At 48.2% G+C, this 17,368-nt stretch carries 13 protein-coding genes; 10 read left to right on the top strand and 3 right to left on the bottom strand.

From position 1 onward, the window contains the following. Window positions 1-66: 66 nt before the first annotated feature. The 3 genes from ACIGBN_RS07950 to ACIGBN_RS07940 form a co-directional block, all read right to left on the bottom strand. The gene (locus tag ACIGBN_RS07950; protein WP_396664676.1) at window positions 67-1,095 is read right to left on the bottom strand and encodes a LacI family DNA-binding transcriptional regulator; all 1,029 of its coding nucleotides are present in this window, start codon (window positions 1,093-1,095) and stop codon (window positions 67-69) included. 260 nt (window positions 1,096-1,355) lie between these two features. Beyond that, window positions 1,356-2,495 carry a 2Fe-2S iron-sulfur cluster-binding protein gene (locus tag ACIGBN_RS07945; RefSeq protein WP_396664674.1) on the bottom strand — a complete coding sequence of 380 codons (1,140 nt, stop codon included), beginning with the start codon at window positions 2,493-2,495 and terminating at the stop codon, window positions 1,356-1,358. Then, window positions 2,479-3,786, bottom strand: a complete 1,308-nt coding sequence (locus ACIGBN_RS07940; protein WP_396664672.1) for an aromatic ring-hydroxylating dioxygenase subunit alpha — start codon at window positions 3,784-3,786, stop codon at window positions 2,479-2,481. Before ACIGBN_RS07940 ends, ACIGBN_RS07945 begins: the two co-directional genes overlap by 17 nt. Window positions 3,787-4,629: 843 nt before the next feature. Between ACIGBN_RS07940 and ACIGBN_RS07935 the strand changes: the two genes are divergently transcribed. From ACIGBN_RS07935 to folD, 10 genes are all read left to right on the top strand, one after another. Further along, the gene (locus ACIGBN_RS07935) at window positions 4,630-7,053 is read left to right on the top strand and encodes an FAD-dependent oxidoreductase (protein WP_396664670.1); all 2,424 of its coding nucleotides are present in this window, start codon (window positions 4,630-4,632) and stop codon (window positions 7,051-7,053) included. A 46-nt stretch (window positions 7,054-7,099) separates the two neighbouring features. Next, complete coding sequence (locus ACIGBN_RS07930) at window positions 7,100-8,053, top strand: glycine betaine ABC transporter substrate-binding protein (protein ID WP_133003488.1); 954 nt, start codon at window positions 7,100-7,102, stop codon at window positions 8,051-8,053. Window positions 8,054-8,236: 183 nt separating this feature from the next. Next, window positions 8,237-9,190, top strand: coding sequence for a glycine betaine ABC transporter substrate-binding protein (locus tag ACIGBN_RS07925; protein WP_396664668.1), 954 nt, complete (start codon window positions 8,237-8,239; stop codon window positions 9,188-9,190). A 105-nt stretch (window positions 9,191-9,295) separates the two neighbouring features. Further along, complete coding sequence (locus tag ACIGBN_RS07920; protein ID WP_133003490.1) at window positions 9,296-10,348, top strand: glycine betaine/L-proline ABC transporter ATP-binding protein; 1,053 nt, start codon at window positions 9,296-9,298, stop codon at window positions 10,346-10,348. Next, the gene (locus ACIGBN_RS07915) at window positions 10,341-11,882 is read left to right on the top strand and encodes a proline/glycine betaine ABC transporter permease (RefSeq protein WP_207923387.1); all 1,542 of its coding nucleotides are present in this window, start codon (window positions 10,341-10,343) and stop codon (window positions 11,880-11,882) included. Before ACIGBN_RS07920 ends, ACIGBN_RS07915 begins: the two co-directional genes overlap by 8 nt. A gap of 56 nt (window positions 11,883-11,938) precedes the next feature. Next, entirely contained in the window at window positions 11,939-12,688 is a 750-nt protein-coding gene (locus ACIGBN_RS07910) for an electron transfer flavoprotein subunit beta/FixA family protein (RefSeq protein WP_133003491.1), read from the top strand. Further along, window positions 12,689-13,615: an electron transfer flavoprotein subunit alpha/FixB family protein gene (locus tag ACIGBN_RS07905; protein ID WP_133003492.1), complete on the top strand. Its 927-nt coding sequence runs from the start codon at window positions 12,689-12,691 to the stop codon at window positions 13,613-13,615. 80 nt (window positions 13,616-13,695) lie between these two features. After that, entirely contained in the window at window positions 13,696-15,348 is a 1,653-nt protein-coding gene (locus ACIGBN_RS07900; RefSeq protein ID WP_396664665.1) for an electron transfer flavoprotein-ubiquinone oxidoreductase, read from the top strand. Window positions 15,349-15,502: 154 nt separating this feature from the next. After that, window positions 15,503-16,375: a formyltetrahydrofolate deformylase gene (purU, locus tag ACIGBN_RS07895; RefSeq protein WP_133003494.1), complete on the top strand. Its 873-nt coding sequence runs from the start codon at window positions 15,503-15,505 to the stop codon at window positions 16,373-16,375. 11 nt (window positions 16,376-16,386) lie between these two features. Next, the gene (folD, locus tag ACIGBN_RS07890) at window positions 16,387-17,250 is read left to right on the top strand and encodes a bifunctional methylenetetrahydrofolate dehydrogenase/methenyltetrahydrofolate cyclohydrolase FolD (protein WP_396664662.1); all 864 of its coding nucleotides are present in this window, start codon (window positions 16,387-16,389) and stop codon (window positions 17,248-17,250) included. Window positions 17,251-17,368: the final 118 nt, after the last annotated feature.

Genomic DNA, 17,368 nt, shown 5'->3' with positions numbered 1-17,368 from the left:
TGCAAACAAGTACTAATGGGAATGTGTCAATCCGCTTTGCGCATAGACATCGAGATGGCTGTGTCGTTAACGTGGCGGTGCGCAGGATTCCCGTACAACGATTTCGATGTCCAGTGGATTGGGTACCAGTACGTTTTCCCCATTGAGTTTGGCGATGAGGTATTTGGCGGCGAGCATGCCAATTTGTTGTTGCGGGGTTCTCACTGTGGTTAATCGTGGGGTGATGTTTGAGGCTAACCACATGTCGTCGAACCCTGTGACGGAAACGTCGTTGGGGATGTCGATGCCCATTGTTTTGCTTTCAAAAATCGCACCGTAGGCAAAAGGTTCTGAGCCACAGATGATCGCGGTGGGTTTTTGCTGGCGTGACATTAATAGACGAAAGGCGTCTCGTCCGGCGTCTACACCGAACTGTCGTTCAATGACGTTGTCATCGTCTAGGCTGAGTCCGCGTTGGGCCAGTGCGTGGCGTACACCTTGTAGGCGGTCATAGGCCCTGTCGTTGTTTTTGACAAAACCGGAGATCATCGCAAATTTGGTGTGCCCAAGATCCATCAGGTAGTTGGCAATGCTGCTGGCGGCGTTGTGGTTGTCAAAGCCGACACAAGGGTGGGCTTGTTTTGAGTCGATCGTCCAGGTGAGCACATAGGGAATTTTTTTGGCATTAAGCAGTTGGTAGATGCTTTCATCACGGGCGTTGCCGATCAGTAAGAGGGCATCCACACCATGCGAGATCATCTGAAGTATGTGCTCTCGTTCTTTTTCTGGATTGTAATTGTGCGACGCCAATATCAGGTTGTAGCCTGAGGTGGAAATGTGATTCTGAAAGACTTCGATGGCGCGACCAAATAGGCTGCTGTCTAGGGATGGCATGATGGAGCCAATCATTCGCGAGCGTTTGGATGCCAGAGTACGCGCGGCGGCCGAAGGAACGTAATTGAGCGCTTTAATGGCAGCAGACACTTTCTGTTTGCTGCGCTCACTGACTAATTCTGGGTCATTGAGGTAGCGTGACACAGTAACAGGGGCCACGCCGGCGGCACGCGCGACATCGCCCATGGTGATACTATCAGTGACAATATTGTTGGCTTTCATATACTTCTCAAAATCTTTCACTCAGAATATCAAAACATAGGTTTAAAGTAGAGCTATCTTAATCTTATACCTAGGTAAAAGTGTAATTTAGTTACAAAAAGCAGACAAAATTCAGCGTTTTAACCGATAAAACTCCGTAATTTAATGACGAACGATGTTCCAATGATCATACGCCTAAACACAGTGCGCTTTTTTTTACGCGTTATTACATACTGCTCTTTACGGTATTTTATCTGCCTGAGAACACTCAGGCAGAGTGTTTACACATCGATAGACACATTGCCAATCGGCCGTGAGCAACAAGCAAGAATATACCCCGCGTCTATGTCGGCTTGAGAGATCCCTCCGTTGTGGTTCATCGCGACTTCTCCACTGAGTTTTTTCACTTTACAGGTGCCGCAAACGCCAAAGGTGCAACCCGATGGAATGTTCAGCCCAGCGGCTTTCGATGCCAGCAAGATGGTTTGCTCTGGTGTGGCACTGTGGTGGTGATCTGTCTGAGCGAAGTAAATGTCGGCCTCGCTGGTTGCGTTGTCTTCGTCATGGTGTAAAGCGGCGCTTTGCTCAGGCGTGCTGTCTTCTTCTGGTGCCTGAAAGCTCTCTTCATAGTAGTGGCTCATGTCGAAGCCCAGTGCCTGCAACATGTTACGCACAGATTCCATAAAAGGTTGAGGGCCGCAACAGTAAACATCGCGCTGTATAAAGTCCGGCGCCATTAGTCCTAGCATGAGCGAGTTAAAGCGGCCTTGGTAGCCCGTCCATGGGGTGTTTGCATCCGGTTCGCTTACGGCAAACTTTAGGTTCAGGCCAGGCTCACGACTTGCCATGTCTTCTAATCGTTTACGAAACAAAATCTCCGATGGTCGACGTGCGCACTGGATAAAAGCGACATCGAGTGGCTTGCCTTTGTCCCACATGGCGGTGGTCATCGACATCATGGGCGTCACGCCAGACCCAGCCGATACAAATAAAAATTTGTTGGCGCAGGGCTCGGCTTCGCTTCTTATATTGGTGAAGTTTCCCGCTGGCCCAATGGCGTGGATGCGCATACCGGGCGTTAAATTGTCAAGCATCCAACGAGTGCCTATGCTGTCTGCTTGGGCTTTCACGGTGAGCGTGATTAAGTTCGGTCGGGTTGGCGACGAAGAAATGGTGTAGGTTCGGTACACCAGTTCTTCTTGCAATGGTGTGCTTGTGCCAGCCGACTTGTTTGAAACAGGCAGCGCCAGAGTTAAAAACTGACCCGGCAAGAAATCAAACAAGGCCCCCGAAGGGGCGCGAAATGAAAAGCTTGCACAGTTTGAGGTCTCTGCTACTACTGAGACGCATTCTAATGGCTCTTTGTCTGTCCAATATTGGTGGGCAGCGACGTCTGTCATTGTGTTAGCGAGGTGGCTCATTGATCACCTCCGGTTCTGAATGCGCGTCGGCAGACGTGGCAATCATGTCTGGCTGGTGCGCGTTATGGCTTTTAGGGTGCAGTTCGGGTAAACGCGCGTCTAGCTTATCGCAATACCAATCAACAAAAGCGTTTACACTGATTTCATGGAGCGGCGAATAGGGGCCGGGTTTAAACGCAGGGGAGTTAACGCCTAGCTGATTGTCTTCCACGACGCGTCTGTCTTCGTCGTTGGTGGCAATCCAGACTTCGGTGAGCTGTTTAAGGTCATAATCCACCCCTTCTTGGGCGTCTTTATTGACCAACCATTGGGTCACCAGTTCGGTTTCTGTTGGGCTAATGGGCGTCACTCTGAAAGTTAAGCAATAGTCCGGTAGAAAATACGCCCAGGTACTTGGGTAGTGAAACTTGTTGCACACGCCTGCGGTTTCGAACGTGATGTTGCCAAGTCGTTTTTGTGGAACGGCGAATTCACCGTTCATGGTGAAGCTTTTCGCGCCTTTCACCAAAGGCATGCGCGAGAGGCGATATTGGCCGTCTTCGGCCACCATGAATTGCGCGGTGAGTCCGGCGGCTTCACAGGCGGCGAAATGTTCTGCGATGTAATCTGGGATGTTGTCTTTGCCTAAAAAGGAGACTCGTGGGTCTTCAGGAAAGGTGCGTGTGAGACTAGGGTGATTGGCCGAGCAGTGGTAGCACTCGCGGTTGTTTTCCCAGACCAGTTTCCAGTTGCCTTTTTCTATAATGCGCGACTCGTACGCCACCTTGGCATTTTTAAGATCGTGAGAGGCAAGGTAGGGCGTGGTCACTGCGGCGAAGTCGTCAAAGTTTGGGGCCTCGTCGGCCAGACAAATGTAGATCAAGCCAGCAAGGTTGCGACAGTGTGCCGTGGTTAAGCCGTGTTCTTTTGGGTCAAAGTCTGCGCCCATGTCGCGCGCCCATAATAAAGAACCATCCAGTTCGTACGTCCACTGATGATAAGGGCACACCAGTTTGGGCATGGTGCCTTTTTCTTTTTTGCAGATAACAGAACCGCGGTGTCGGCAGGTATTGTGAAAAGCGCGCACTTCATGATCCGCGCCACGCACCACCATAATGTTGTAATCGCCAACCGTATAGGTGATGTAGTCACCAGGCTTCGGCAGTTCGCATTCCGGTGTAACAAACAACCACTCTTTAAAATAAAACGCCTCAAGATCCTGCTTAAAAATGTCTACATCCGTGTAGAACGTTCTTTGTAGAGCGTGTTCTGGTATGCGCTGAGCGAGTAATTTTTTCGTTGTTTGGTACATGAGACTGCTTCTCCTGGCTTATGGGGTTGTGGTGTGGCGGCACTCTCCTTGGGGTGTGACGTCGTTATGTTTCGTTAAGCTACGTTTGATTACAGCTAGCTAAATGGGGTTGCAGCAATCTTCAACAAAGATGAAAGCGCAACCATATGGCTACTTTCCGCACTCTATTTCAGCGTCTTCCACACTGTCAAGCGGTTTCACTTTACGCTAAATCCTTATCGGTAATATTGTCGTTTTTAGAACATTTTTACTGTTTTTTGGTCTTTTTTATAATATTGACCGTTCGTTGAGTTTTAATATTTTGGTTTGGTTTTTATAAAATGGAATAAAAATTGCAAATGATAAAATAATTCAATATTAATCATAATTTAAATGTAATGGTGAATATTGAATGGTTGTCTAGCCGCTGTTTATGCGCCTTTTATTGGTGCGAAATGCATGCAGATGGTGCGCTGATGATTTGGCTTTTTTCCTATAGAGGCCTATATATAAAGGACTCTAGAGGAAAAAATAGATATTTCAGTTAGTTATATTTTTTTGAAATTTATGCTTGTCATCATTTGTTATCTTGTGTAGTTTTTAATTAACAACTGAAAGCGCTTCCATAAAAAGTAAATGGAAAATGCCTTTCAGTTAATAAAGCGAGAGTTAAAAACAGGACGTTTTTAAAATAGCCTGATAGGTGCCGGCAATAAAAACTATATTGCAGCACTTTCAGTGCTAGAAGTTAGCTTCTTTTTTATTTTTTATGAAATGGAAGCGCTTTCATTTTATAGGCACTAACACTAAGTTATATCTAATTAATATGTAACCAACGTTGTTGATAGGAATCAGGAGAGTTATATGAAATCGCATTGTAAAGTCGTTGTAATCGGTGGTGGTATCGGAGGCTGTAGTACTCTTTATCATTTGACCAAAGAGGGCTGGACGGATGTTGTTCTGGTTGAGCGTAATGAATTGACGTCTGGTACAACTTGGCACTCGGCGGCACAGGTCACTAACTTTGGTGCGGTGCAAACCATGGTTGGTTTGAAAAGCCACAGTATCAAGCTTTACAAAGAACTCGCGGCGGACCCTGAAAACCCTATCAACTACCACCACGCGTCTGGTGGTATTCGTTTGGCGTCGACTCAAGAGCATCTAGACGGTTACAACCACTTTATCTCTCTCGCTAAAGGCATGGGCGTTGATTTCGAATTGATCGATGCGGCGGAATGTGCGAAACGCCATCCACTGATCGAAACACACGAATTATTAGGCGGCCTTTGGGACCCATTAGATGGCGACATTGACCCCGCTCAGTTGACTCAAGCATTGGCCCGTGCGGCACGTAAAGCCGGCGCTGAAATTTACCGTCACAACCCAGTAGAAAACATTTACCAAAAACCAAACGGTGAGTGGGTTGTGCAAACGAAAAATGGCGACATTACATGTGAAAAAGTCGTTAACGCGGGCGGTTATCGAGTTAACGAAATCGGCGACATGATTGGTGTTAAGTACCCAGTTATTTCCATGGAGCACATGTATTTCTTAACCGAAGCGATTCCTGAAATCGCAGACTTTGGCAAACGAGTTCCATTGTTGCGTGACCCTCTGGACGATTTTTATAGTCGCCAAGAAAAAGACGGTTTGTTGGTGGGTATCTATGAGCAGCGTTGTAAAACATGGGGTATGGACGGCATTGACCCTAACTTTGTCAACGCCCTTTGCCCTGATGACCTGGACCGCTGTCTAGATAATATGGAACGTGTCTTCAAACGCATGCCTTGCCTAGAAAGAACGGGCATTCGCAGCATCATCAACGGCCCAATTACGTATTCTGCCGATGGTAATCCGTTGGTGGGTAAAACCCCAGGCTTTGATAACCTTTATTCTATTATCGGCCTTCGTGCTGGTTTGGGTGAGGGTGGTGGTCACGGTAAGATTCTGGCTGAAATCATCGTTCATGGTGAGTCCGAGTGGGATACATGGGCCATTGACCCAGCGCGTTTCACTCGTCATGCCAACACTGAGTTTACCGCTCGTAAAGCCGTTGAAGATTACCAAAACGAATTCCGTTTCCATATGCCTCACGAGTTCCGCCCAGCAGGCCGTTTAGCGAAAACAACCCCAATCTACCCTGTTCTTAAAGCGCAAAATGCCGAATTTGGTGTGGTGAATGGCTGGGAACGCGCCATGTTCTTCAAGCCAGATGCGGATTTCGAATTCAAGCACAGCTTCCGCTTCACTGACACTGAGAAAGTGGTCGCCGCCGAAATCAAAGCGGTTCATGAAGGCGTTGGCATGATGGAAGTAAGCGGCTTTAACCGTTACGAAATCAAGGGGCCGAAAGCCGCTGAATGGTTAGACAGCTTAATGTGTTCTAACGTGCCGAAGAAAGTGGGCCGCGTTGGCTTGTGTTACTTCCTAACAGGAAAAGGCAATGTGGCGGGCGAAGCGACATTGGCGAAATTGGCGGACGACACCTTCTGGTACGGTTCTGCCGCAGCGTCTGAATACCACGATATGGATTGGTTGCGCACTCGTTTGCCAAAAGACGGTGGCGTGGTGATTACGCCAATGACCAATACGCACACTATTTTGGTGGTTTCAGGTCCTAAGTCTCGCGATTTGCTGGCGTCTTTGTCGCCTCGTACCGATTGGTCAAACAAAGCGTTCCCTTGGCTTACTGCGAAACCTGTCTTTATTGAGCATGCCGAAGTATTGGCGATGCGCGTGAGCTTTAACGGTGAGCTTGGTTGGGAGTTGCATGTTCCTAATGAGCAGCTGTTCCTTGTTCACTCCTTGTTAAACGAAGCTGGCAAAGGGTTCGGTCTGGTACCGTTCGGTATGCTGGCAACAGAATCCATGCGTTTAGAGAAGAGCTACCGTCATTGGAAAGCCGACTTGATCACTGAATTCGACCCCTTTGAAAGCTCACTAGACCGCTTTATCAACATGGATAAAGAAAGCTTCCCTGGTAAAGAAGCGCTACTGGCCAAAGCAGGTCAGCCCGCACGTAAGAAGTTTGTCACCATGACGGTAGATTGCGAGATTGCACCGGCTCACCCAGGAGACTCTATTTGTTTTGAGGGTAAAGTGATCGGTACTGTGACGTCTGCAGGCTACGGTCATCGTGTCAATAAGAACATTGTGATGGGCTTTATTGATCCTGCTTACGCCACAGAAGGATGTGAGTTCGATGTGGAGATCATCGGAAAACCCTATCCTGCGACCGTGGTTTCTGATTCGTTATTCGACCCAGAGAACGTGTGCGTGAGATCGTAAAGATAAGTTGTATTCAATAAACAACAGATATCCAAAAGGAAAGACGATGAAGACGATTAAAACAATGACCGTTGCGGCGGTGCTGAGCTTTAACGGCGTCGTAGCACAGGCTGCCGATTTAACCATCGGCGTGCCAAGCTGGCCTTCGGCTGCAGCAACCGCTTACATTTTGAAAACAGTCATGGAAGAGAACCTAGGGTTAGACGTCGCGATGCAAAGCGGCTCTAACGCGGTTATTTTCGAAGCGATGGATCGCGGTTCTATGGATGTTCACCCAGAAGTTTGGCTGCCAAATCAGCAAAACTTGTATCAAAAATACGTTGTTGAGCGTGGCACAGTGCTGCAAAACAAGCACGGTGTAGAAGCGATACAAGGGGCGTGTGTTACTAAGGAAACGTCTGAGAAATACAACATCAAATCTATCTACGATCTAACCGATCCCGATAAGTCTGTGTTGTTCGACAGTGACGGTGATGGCATAGGCAATATGTGGGCCGGTCAACCTGGTGCGGCGTCTACCATTATTGAGAAGATCCGTGCGAAGAGTTACGGCTACGATCAAACCATGGAATTGGACGAAAGTGATCTGCCGATCAACTGGGCGGCATTGGACGCGTCAGTGAAAGCCCATAAGCCGTATGTTTTTGCGTGTTATACCCCGCATTACGTCTTTTCTTTGTATGACTTGGTGTTCTTAACAGAGCCCGCTCATAACGACAAAACCTGGAACATTCTGCAACCAACAGACGATCCAGATTGGTTGGCTAAGTCAAACGCAGACAGCGCTTGGCCGGTTGCTAATTTCTATGTGGATTACGCGAAATCTCTGCAAACTCGACACCCAGAAGCGGCTTCTTTGCTTAAGAACTTTAGGTTGAACGCTGACATCGTTAGTGGTTTGAGCTACGCGATGGTGGTTGAGAAAAAATCAGCGGATGTTGTCGCTCACGAGTGGGTTAAGTCCCATAGCAAATTGGTGGAATCTTGGTTAGGCCAGTAATAGACGTTTGGTTTGGTTGTCGCTGATCGAGCCTTGAATTTGGTTTGATTAAGCCCCGACACTCTTAGTTACCGCGTGTTAAGAGTGTCGGTTATACCGAACTGGGTGCTGACCCAACGGCAGACGTATTTGAAATGTTGGTGATGTGGGCTCCAAACAATAGTGAACAAAGAAGGAAAGCAAATGAAAGCGATTAAAGCGATGACCATTGCGGCAGCAATTGGCGTCAATGGAGCGACAGCCTACGCCGCAGACATGACAATAGGTGTTCCTGGTTGGCCTTCTGGTGCGGCAACAGCCTACATCATAAAGACGGTAATGGAAGACAATCTTGGGCTTGAGGTGGCCATGCAAAGTGGTACTAATGCGGTGATTTTTGAAGCCATGGATCGTGGTTCCATCGATGTTCACCCACAAGTTTGGTTACCAAATCAGAATAACCTCTATCAAAAGTACGTCAAAGAAAGAGGTACTGTGTTGCAGAACGACCATGGTGTTGTGGCGAAACAAGGGATTTGTGTCACCAAAGAAACTTCTGAAAAATACAATATCAAATCGATTTACGATCTTACCGACCCCGATAAATCTGTTGTTTTTGACACTAATGGCAATGGGCTTGGCGAAATGTGGATCGGTGAACCTGGTGCGGCGTCGACTGTGGTAGAGCGTGTGAGAGCCAAGAGTTACGGCTACAACCAGACGATGGAGTTGGTCTCGACTGATACGCCAATTAATTGGGCGGCTTTAGAAGTGGCGGTAAAAGCCCATAAGCCATATGCCTTCTTTTGTTACACCCCGCATTATGTCTTTTCGCTTTATGACCTTGTCTTTCTAGAAGAGCCAGAACACAACAAAGACACTTGGAAAACATTACAGCCAACCGATGATCCAGATTGGATGGCGAAATCCAACGCCGACAGTGCTTGGCCAGAAGCGCGCTTGTACGTTGATTACTCGAAGTCATTACAAGAAAGACACCCAGAGGCGGGCATGGTGCTTAAAAACTTTAAGATCAACGCCAAGATCGTCAGTGATTTGAGTTACGCCATGGTGGTCGATAAGAAAGACCCTGAAACGCTTGCCCGTGAATGGGTGGATGAGCACAGCGACTTAGTGGAGTCCTGGTTAGGTTTATAAAGAAACAGTGGCTAATTGATGACCACTAGTCAGCAGCAGTCGCTGGTTATTGGTGGTACCACAAGCAGATTAGATTCCTGAAACAATGGGAGTGGAGAATTCAGCATGACGACGGATGTAATTCAGCTAGAGAATGTTTGGAAAATCTTCGGAGACGACTCCGAACAGGCGATGAAGGCGATTAGCGAAGAAGGGTTGGACAAAGCAGCGGTACTTGAGCGCTTTGGCTGTGTCGTAGGAATTGCTGATGTTTCTTTTACCGTACCAAGAGGGGAAATTTTTTGCATCATGGGACTTTCGGGCAGTGGAAAGTCGACCTTGATCCGCCACCTTAATCGCTTGATTGAGCCCACCGCTGGCAAGATCAAAGTATTAGACCGTGACATGTCCGCGCTCAACAATAAAGAGCTCCGTGGTGTGCGCGCCAAACACATTGGTATGGTGTTTCAGCACATGGCATTGCTGCCGCATCGCACGGTATTGGATAACGTAGCGTTTCCGTTAGAAGTGCAAAATGTCCCTAAGTTTAAACGTTGGGAAATTTCTCAGCATGCCTTGTCATTAGTGAATCTAGATGGCTTTGAATATCGCTTACCGCACCAGTTATCTGGCGGTATGCAGCAACGAGTGGGCTTGGCGCGAGCGCTGGCCAGTGACCCTGAAGTATTGCTGATGGACGAGCCTTTTAGTGCGCTTGATCCTTTGATCCGTCATGAGTTACAGAACCAGTTTGTGTCTTTAACGAAAACGCTGCAGAAAACCACCGTGTTTATTACCCACGATCTGGATGAGGCCATTCGCATTGGTGATCGCATCGCCATTATGAAAGACGGACGCTTGATTCAGACCGGGACGCCAGAAGAGATTGTTATGCACCCAGCTGACGATTATGTGGCCGATTTCGTTAAGGGTATCTCTAATCTAAAACTGGTGAGTGCGCATTCAATCATGTTGGACATCAATAGCGTCACAGCAGAGGAAAAAGTCGCTTTTGCCGACGCGCCACGCACCGATGAAAACACCAGTCTTGCTGATCTTATCGACCTTTCTGTTACATCACACTTGCCTATCATCATTACCGATGCTCAAGGCGCAGACGTTGGCATTGTCAGTAAAGACACTTTATTAACCGGGATTAAGGGGAAGGGTGATGAATAATAGCAACTCGAACGGCGATACCTCTCTTATGCAGAAGGAGCAATCTGAGTCGGTTCATCGATTTACCGAACGCAGTGGCGACTATTACAGTGCTGAGTTTGAAAAAATTCAATCGAGTACTCGCTTAACCTTATCTTTCAATGTTGCGGCGGCCTTGTTTGGTCCTTTTTGGGGGGCGGCTCGAAATATTTGGGGCTTCTTTTGGTTAAGTACCATCGCCATGCTGTTTGCCTTGGTGCAATTAGGTCGTGGTTTATGGGGTGAGTTGGGCGCCGATAAATTAGCACAAGCGGCGCGCTTGGGAAGTAAATCTCAAGAGATGGCCGCCAAAGCGCAAGTGGCCTTAGAGGCTGGCGCTGCAAACGCTCAGGCGCTACTGCGTAACTCTGACAACTTACAACGAGCCGCAGACAAAGCCACGGCTGCCGCGAACGAAGCGGCGAAAGGGGCTGAGCAATTGGTGATCTGGGGCGCTGTGTTTTTAATCGTGGTGATGATTTTTCAAGGGCTGATTGCCAATCTTGTCTACGAGAAAAAATACTGTCGCTGGCGCGCCGATTACAGCGAGAAAAATGGCTTTAGCATGATGAACCTACTGCTTGGCAGCGCCATGTTAGCCATTATGCTGCCACTGATGTTGTATCGCTTTACGGCGACCAAACCAGTGGCTTGGCTGATCGAGTTTCCAGCGGACAAAACCGTTTTTAATTCAGCGTCCAGCTGGTTGGACTCGGCGTTTGACGCGGTGGCTATTCACGGTTCTGGTTTCTTTGATGGCATTACTTCTGGCATTCGGGTCTTGCTGGACGGGTTAGAAGTGGTGCTGGTGGATACGCCTTGGCCGGTGATTACCTTGGTGATCTTGTTTATGGCATGGCGCTTGGCTGGACCTCGCGTGGCGATCTTTACCGTGGCGGCTTTGGCTTACCTCGCCTTCTTGGGTTATTGGGAAAAAAGCATGGCGACGATCGCCTTGCTGGGTGCGGCGGCCACCTTGTGTGTTGTGGTTGGAGTACCGTTTGGCATCTTGTGTGCGAAAAACCGCACCGTGGATTCGATCGCTCGACCGGTTCTCGATTTCATGCAGACCATGCCCGCGTTTGTCTACTTGATTCCTATTATTGCCTTCTTCGGTACTGGTAAGCCGCCAGGTATTTTGGCCACGCTGATCTTTGGTATGCCGCCAGTGGTTCGGTTGACGGCGTTGGGCATCAAGCAAGTACCACCTTCTATTGTGGAAGGGGCCTTAGCGTTTGGTTGCTCACGTCGCAAGTTGTTGCTGGATGTTGAGATCCCTTTGGCGATGACCAGCATTTTAGCGGGCATTAACCAAACCATTTTGATGTGTCTTTCTATGGTGGTGATTGCCTCTTTGATTGGGGCAGAAGGCTTGGGTACAGACGTCTTGATGGCACTGCAATTTGCCGCGAAGGGACAAGGCTTGTTGGCTGGTTTGGCGATCTTGTTCTGCGCCATGATCATCGACCGAATTGTACAAGGGTGCTTTAAACCAGCAGGAAGACCCGCGGACTAATAAACAATTTTAAACAACTCGTTAACGTAAACAATGACAAAGTAGAGATATGACATATGAAAATATTAGTGATGGTAAAGCGAGTATCTGATCCAAACGTAATGATTCGAGTCAGTGCGGATAACAGTAGTGTGGATCTTAATAATGTCAAAATGGCGATCAACCCTTTTTGTGAAATCGCAGTAGAAGAAGCGGTACGCCTAAAAGAAGCGGGCATTGCGACTGAAGTCGTGGCCTTGTCGATCGGTGGTACGCAATCCCAGGAGCAAATACGTACGGCCCTGGCGATGGGAGCGGATCGTGGCATCTTGATCGAATCTGAGGGGCCATTGGAATCTTTGACTGTGGCCAAACTAACGCAAAAGATCATCGAAGAAGAGCAACCAGGCTTGGTGATCTTAGGTAAGCAGTCTACCGATACGGACAACAGTCAAACGGGTCAAATGCTGGCCTCTTTGATGGGCTGGGCGCAGGGTACGTTCGCATCTAAGTTGGAAATCAGTGGCGAAAAAATCAATCTAACTCGTGAAGTGGACAGCGGCTTACAAACATTGAGTTTGAGCATGCCTGCGGTGGTGACTTGTGACTTGCGTCTTAATGAGCCGCGTTTTGCGTCTTTACCGAACATCATGAAAGCGAAACGTAAGCCTTTGGATGTGAAGGCCGCTGGGGATCTTGGTGTTGATCTTACGCCGCGCATTAAAACCTTAATGGTAGAAACGCCGAATGAGCGTCAAGGCGGTACGGTATTGGGTTCAGTCGCTGAATTAGTAGAAAAATTGAAAACAGAAAAAGGGGTGATTTAAATGACGATTTTAATGATTGCAGAGCATGACAACAAAAGCTTAAAAGAAATCACCTTAAATGCGATTACCGCCGCGACTCAAATTGGTGGTGACATTGATGTGTTGGTGGTCGGTGAGAATTGCGGCAGTGCGGCAGAAGCAGCGGCAACCATTAGTGGTATTCGTCGTGTACGAGTGGCAGACCATGCTTGTTACAACGGCCAGTTGGCTGAAAACGTTGCGGCCTTGATTCAAACGCTGGCGGGCGATTACAGCCATATCATGGCGCCAACCACCACCAGTGGTAAAAATATTTTGCCGCGCTTAGCCGCGGCTCTCGATACCAGCTATTTCTCAGACATTATCAGTGTGGAAAGTGCCGATACGTTTAAACGTACTATTTATGCGGGTAATGCCATCGAAACGGTTCAAACCGCCGACAGCATTAAAGTGATGACGGTTCGCGGTACTGCGTTTGAACTGGCAGCTCAAGATGGCAATGCGCCAGTTGAAGTGGTTTCAGAAGTAACCGATCTAGGGCTGTCTTCGTTTGTGAGTGAAGATTTGGCTGTTTCTGAACGCCCTGAATTGACCTCGGCCAGCATCGTTATTTCTGGTGGTCGTGGCATGCAAAATGGCGAGAACTTCTCGATCCTTGAAAAAGTGGCGGATAAGTTGGGCGCTGCGGTGGGGGCATCTCGTGCGGCCGTAGACGCAGGCTTTGTGCCTAACGATATGCAAGTAGGTCAGACCGGTAAGATTGTCGCTCCAGACTTGTACATTGCCGTGGGTATTTCGGGCGCGATCCAGCATCTTGCTGGTATGAAAGACTCGAAAGTGATTGTGGCCATTAACAAAGACCCTGACGCGCCGATTTTCCAAGTGGCGGATTACGGTTTGGTGGCGGATCTGTTTGATGCGGTTCCTGAGTTGGAACAAGCACTTTAATAGGTGCGTATAACGAATCTGTGCCGCTGAGGTCAGCGGCACTTATTTAGTAGAACAAGCGATTGAGAAGGAAATAACTGATGCGGGAATCGATGGAGTTTGATGTCGTTATTGTAGGTGCTGGCCCAGCGGGTCTGTCTACGGCCTGTCGACTTATGCAGCAGGCACAACAAGCTGAACGTGATATGAGTGTTTGTGTGGTGGAAAAAGGCTCCGAAGTTGGGGCGCATATTTTTTCCGGTGCGGTATTAGAGCCTCGTGCCCTGACTGAATTATTTCCCGATTGGGAGGATCGCGGCGCGCCCTTGAATACGCCTGTCATTGGCGATGAAATTTATTTGTTTCAAGACGCCGAACGGGCGAAGCGCATTCCGAATAGTTTTGTACCAAAGAGTATGCATAACGAAGGCAATTACGTTATCAGCTTGGGCAATTTGACCCGCTGGTTGGCAGAACAGGCAGAAGGCTTAGGCGTGGAGATTTTTCCAGGCTTTGCGGCCGCCGAAATCCTGTATCACGAGAATGGTGCGGTAAAAGGCATCGCCACCGGTGATATGGGCGTGAGCGCGGATGGCAGCCAGAAAGGCAGCTATATGGAAGGCATGGAGCTGCATGCAAAATACACTGTGTTTTCAGAAGGCTGCCGTGGTCATTTAGGGAAACAATTGCTGGCGAAATACGCGTTAGACGATGGTGTCGATGTTCAACATTACGGCATTGGTATTAAAGAGTTATGGGACATAGATCCTGCGAAACATAAGCCAGGTTTGGTGGTGCATGGTGCGGGTTGGCCATTGGACAAAGACACCAACGGTGGCTCTTTCTTGTACCACGGTGAGAACAATCAAGTGGTCGTGGGTTTAGTGGTGGATTTAAGTTATTCGAATCCCTACTTAGGGCCATTTGATGAGTTTCAGCGAATGAAACAACATCCTGTGTTTAAAAACACTTTAGAAGGCGGCAAGCGTGTGTCTTATGGCGCTCGGGCGATGACAAAAGGTGGGCTGAATGCTTTGCCTAAAATGTGTTTCCCAGGTGGCTTGCTGGTGGGCTGTGATGCCGGAACCTTGAATTTTGCAAAAATCAAAGGCACTCACACCGCGATGAAGAGCGGCATGGTCGCTGCTGAGACTATTTTTGCCGCTTTACAGATAGACGATGAAGGCGGGAAAGAGTTGAATGCTTTCACTGAGGCGTTGAATGCTTCTTGGCTGTATGACGAGCTGCATCGTTCGCGAAACTTTGGGCCGGCGATGCATAAGTTCGGTACCTTCTGGGGTGGCGCGTTTAACTATGTGGATCAGAATTGGTTTAAAGGCAAATTGCCGTTCACCTTGCATGACAACACGCCGGATTATGCCCAGTTAAAAGAAGCGTCTGAATGTACGCCGATCGAGTATCCGAAGCCGGATGGCAAGATCAGTTTTGATAAATTGTCTTCCGTGTTTTTGTCCAATACAAATCATGAAGAAGATCAGCCCTGTCACCTCACGTTAAAAGACGAAAGTGTGCCGGTGAAAAAGAACTGGGGATTGTTTGCAGGGCCAGAGGCGCGCTTCTGTCCAGCTGGGGTGTATGAATTTGTTGAAGACCCAGAGAAAAAAGACATGCAGTTACAGATCAATTCACAGAACTGCTTGCACTGTAAAACCTGTGACATAAAAGATCCGTCTCAGAATATTACTTGGGTCGTGCCTGAAGGAACCGGTGGACCGAACTATCCGAACATGTGATAGCACAAATATGTGGCCGTTAACCTATGGAGTGACAGTGCGCGTGTTGTGATAAATGCGTGCTGGCTTGTTTTATAAAAACGAATCGCGTCTGCGCTATGCAGGCTCAACCAATGACTTTTATCGACTCTAGGAAGCTAAGTAGGCAATTATTATGACAACGAAAAAAACGCAAGAAAATCAGTTTATTTTTAACATTACGTGTAACGCAAGCAGTGGCATAGTGTCATCTGTTACCACGTTTTTGTCTGAACGAGGTTGTTATATTAGCGAACTGTCACAGTTTGATGATCCAGATACGAACCACTTTTTTATGCGTGCTGTAGGCTACATAGAAAGCGGGGATAAAACACTGGATGATCTTAACTTAGAGTTTCCTTTTGTCGCAGAACAGTTTGATATGAAGTGGACCTTGGTGCCTGCATCACAACCTTGTAAGGCGCTGATCATGGTGAGTAAATTCGACCATTGTTTGGACGATTTGCTGTACCGCTTGCGTAAAGGCGAGCTTAATATGGAGGTCACGGCCATTGTTTCTAACCATTTGGATTTGCGTCCGATGGCTGAACGAGAAGGGATTCGATTTGTTTACCTTCCGGTTAATAAAGAAAACAAACGTGAGCAAGAGCAAGCCTTGTTGAGCATAGTCGAAGAGACCGGTACTGAGCTGGTGATTCTCGCGCGCTATATGCAAATCTTGTCTGACAACTTGTGTACTGAGTTGAAAGGCCGTGCGATCAATATTCACCACTCTTTCTTGCCCGGCTTTAAAGGCGCGAAACCTTACCATCAAGCCCATGCACGTGGCGTTAAATTGATCGGAGCAACCGCGCATTACATTACGTCTGATTTGGACGAAGGCCCGATTATTGAGCAGTCAGTGCAGATTGTGAACCACGCCTTTTCTCCAGAAGCGCTTGTGGCCGCCGGTCGTGATACGGAAACCGTAGCATTGGCTCGTGCGGTGAAATTACACATAGAACACCGTGTGTTTATGGATGACAACAAGACCGTAGTGTTTCGCTAAGGGGAGGCGTTATGACAACCATCATTGACGGAAAAGTCATTTCCGCACAATTGCTTGAGCAGGTAACGGGTGATGTCATTGAGTTCAAAGCAAAGCACGGCATTACGCCGGGCCTTGCTGTGGTGTTAGTTGGGGATGACCCAGCAAGCCAAGTCTATGTGCGCAATAAAGTGCAGCGTGCGGAGCAAGTGGGCATTCGTTCTATCAAACACCGCCTTGACGCCAATGTGTCTCAAGAAACCTTGAATGATTTGGTGGCAGAGCTGAATGCGGACCCTGAGATTCACGGCATCTTGGTGCAATTGCCATTGCCTAAACATTTAGACGAAGACGAGATTGTGGATGCGATCGCGCCGAGTAAAGATGTTGACGGCTTTCATTCTCTGAATGTGGCGGCGCTTGCAACGGGCAAACCGGGCTTGGTGCCTTGTACGCCACAGGGCAGCATGACCATGTTAAGGCAAACCCTTGGTGATTTAACGGGGTTGCACGCGGTGGTAATAGGGCGCTCCAACATTGTTGGTAAGCCAATGGCAGCCTTGTTATTGCAGGCCAATTGCACAGTGACCATGGTGCATTCGCGTACCCGAGACATTGCTTCTGTGTGTCGTCAGGCAGATATATTAGTGGCTGCGGTTGGCTCGCCAAAGTTGGTTAACGCCGATTGGGTCAAGCCAGGCGCGACCGTGATTGACGTGGGCATCAATGTAGAAATGCTGGATGGCGTGCGTAAGTTATGTGGCGATGTGGATTTTGAGAGCGTGAGCAAGGTGGCTGGCGCGATCACTCCTGTACCTGGTGGCGTTGGCCCAATGACAATTGCCAATCTATTGGCCAATACCCTGCAAGCGGCGCAAGCACAAATGTCGGCTTGATTGACAGTGCGTCATTGATCGATGTCACTGATCAATTCGCTAAACGCTTTTTCTGCAAAAACGAAAAAGGAGAAGACTGAATAGCCTTCTCCTTTTTTTGTGTCAGCTAATACTTAAT

The sequence above is a fragment of the Marinomonas sp. NPDC078689 genome, assembly GCF_044542435.1.
Lineage (GTDB): Bacteria > Pseudomonadota > Gammaproteobacteria > Pseudomonadales > Marinomonadaceae > Marinomonas > Marinomonas arenicola.
This window is presented reverse-complemented; position numbering and strand designations above follow the sequence as displayed.